The sequence below is a fragment of the Paenibacillus aceris genome (assembly GCF_017874035.1).
Taxonomy (GTDB): domain Bacteria; phylum Bacillota; class Bacilli; order Paenibacillales; family NBRC-103111; genus Paenibacillus_E; species Paenibacillus_E aceris.
This window is the reverse complement of sequence record NZ_JAGGKV010000059.1, coordinates 1-1,497: the sequence shown is the minus strand read 5'-3', so window position 1 is coordinate 1,497 and position 1,497 is coordinate 1. Positions and strand designations below refer to the sequence as shown.

The 1,497-nt window shown below is 45.3% G+C and carries 1 protein-coding gene; it reads right to left on the bottom strand.

The window, feature by feature from the left end:
• Positions 1-44: 44 nt before the first annotated feature.
• A complete protein-coding gene (locus J2Z65_RS35075; protein ID WP_209856396.1) occupies positions 45-1,268 on the bottom strand; it encodes an IS110 family RNA-guided transposase in 1,224 nt (407 codons plus the stop codon).
• Between the last annotated feature and the right edge of the window lie 229 nt (positions 1,269-1,497).

The following is a 1,497-nucleotide window of genomic DNA, read 5'->3' as shown; positions in this document are numbered from 1 at the left end:
TTTTTTCAAAAGGCTGCGTTTCATGTATTAATATGAGCGAGGTATTATGAGGCGTTGGGAGCTGAAATTGTTACGGTAAAACCAAGATTCTCTAGCTTGCGAATGGATTGTTTGACGATCACATCTTGCTGTCGTTTCTCAAAATAATCAGCACCTAAATCTCGGTAATCTTCGTTGCGAGTTAAGAGATGGTAGGCGATCTTCATGATGGCATGTGCAACAGCTACAGCTGCTTTACGACCACCTTTACGTGCTGCGATTCGCCTGTATAGGGCTCCGAGATAATTGTCAGATCTGCATACGGATTGTGAAGCTTCAAGAAGTGCTGATCGGAGATATTTATTTCCTTTGCGAGTTTTCGAGGGTTTTCGTTTACCCGCACTTTCGTTATGTCCTGGAACAAGACCGATCCATGAGCAAAGGTGGGCTGAACTTGGAAACCGTGAACCGACATTTGTGCCAATTTCGGCTAATATTTGTTCAGCGGTACGTCTGGCAATTCCAGGAATCGTATCTAGTCGCTCAATGTCTTCTTGAAAAGGGTCTAGCCGCCCGGCCACCTCGTTATCCAATTCCGAGATTTGTTCATTGAGGAAATCAACGTGGGTAAGCATGGTTTTAAGCATAAGGCGTTGATGAGCACTCATCTTACCCTGAAGTGCAAGCTCAAGTTCGTCCTTCTTTTTCTTCATGACTCCGCGTGCAAAGCTTGCAAGTTTCTCCGGATCTTCTTCGCCATTAATCATCGCACTAATCATGTCGCGACTGGAAAGACCCATAATATCTGAGGCGACAGAAGCAAGCTTAATGTTAGCTCCTTCTAGTACTTTCTGTACTCGGTTATGCTCACGAGCTCGTTCTTGAATTAAACTGCGTCGGTAACGAACTAATTCACGCAGTTCACGCTGGTTCCGATCTGGAATATAACTTGCTGTAAGTAACCCGTGACGTAAAAGGTCTGCAATCCATTCTGCATCTTTCACATCCGTCTTTCTACCGGGAACAGCCTTCATATGTTGGGCGTTTACGACAAGGTAATGAATGTCCTCAGCTTCTAGTAAGTTGACAATAGGTTTCCAAAAGACGCCTGTACTTTCCATAGCTACATGTGTGCAGCGATGCTCCTTCATCCAGTCAATTAGTTGAAGTAGATAGACGGTATGGGTGTGAAACGTCTTGATCTCCTTTCCTTCTGGTGTAACGACACAGGCAGTGATGGTCTTCTTGTGAACATCTAAACCGCATGCACGCTCAATAAGTATTTGCATGAGAATCACCTTTCTACGGCAAAAAAATTAAGGCTGGTGCAACAACCAATAAAGGGTTAATCTACCCTGCGTGCTTCCCAGAAGGGAGCAACAGTCCGTGGTGCACCGGGATCGTTGTGGTCAGACTAACGGTTGGGCTCTCGGCACCATAGTTGAACGACCTTCCTCGCCAGCCGTATTAACATTATAGCCAAACTCAACAAATTTTCATTTGTCCGTGGTGCCCCGT

Excerpts from the sequence above, each read along its gene's own strand:
- J2Z65_RS35075 (WP_209856396.1), bottom strand. The coding sequence starts at position 1,268 with ATGCAAATACTTATTGAGCGTGCATGCGGTTTAGATGTTCACAAGAAG.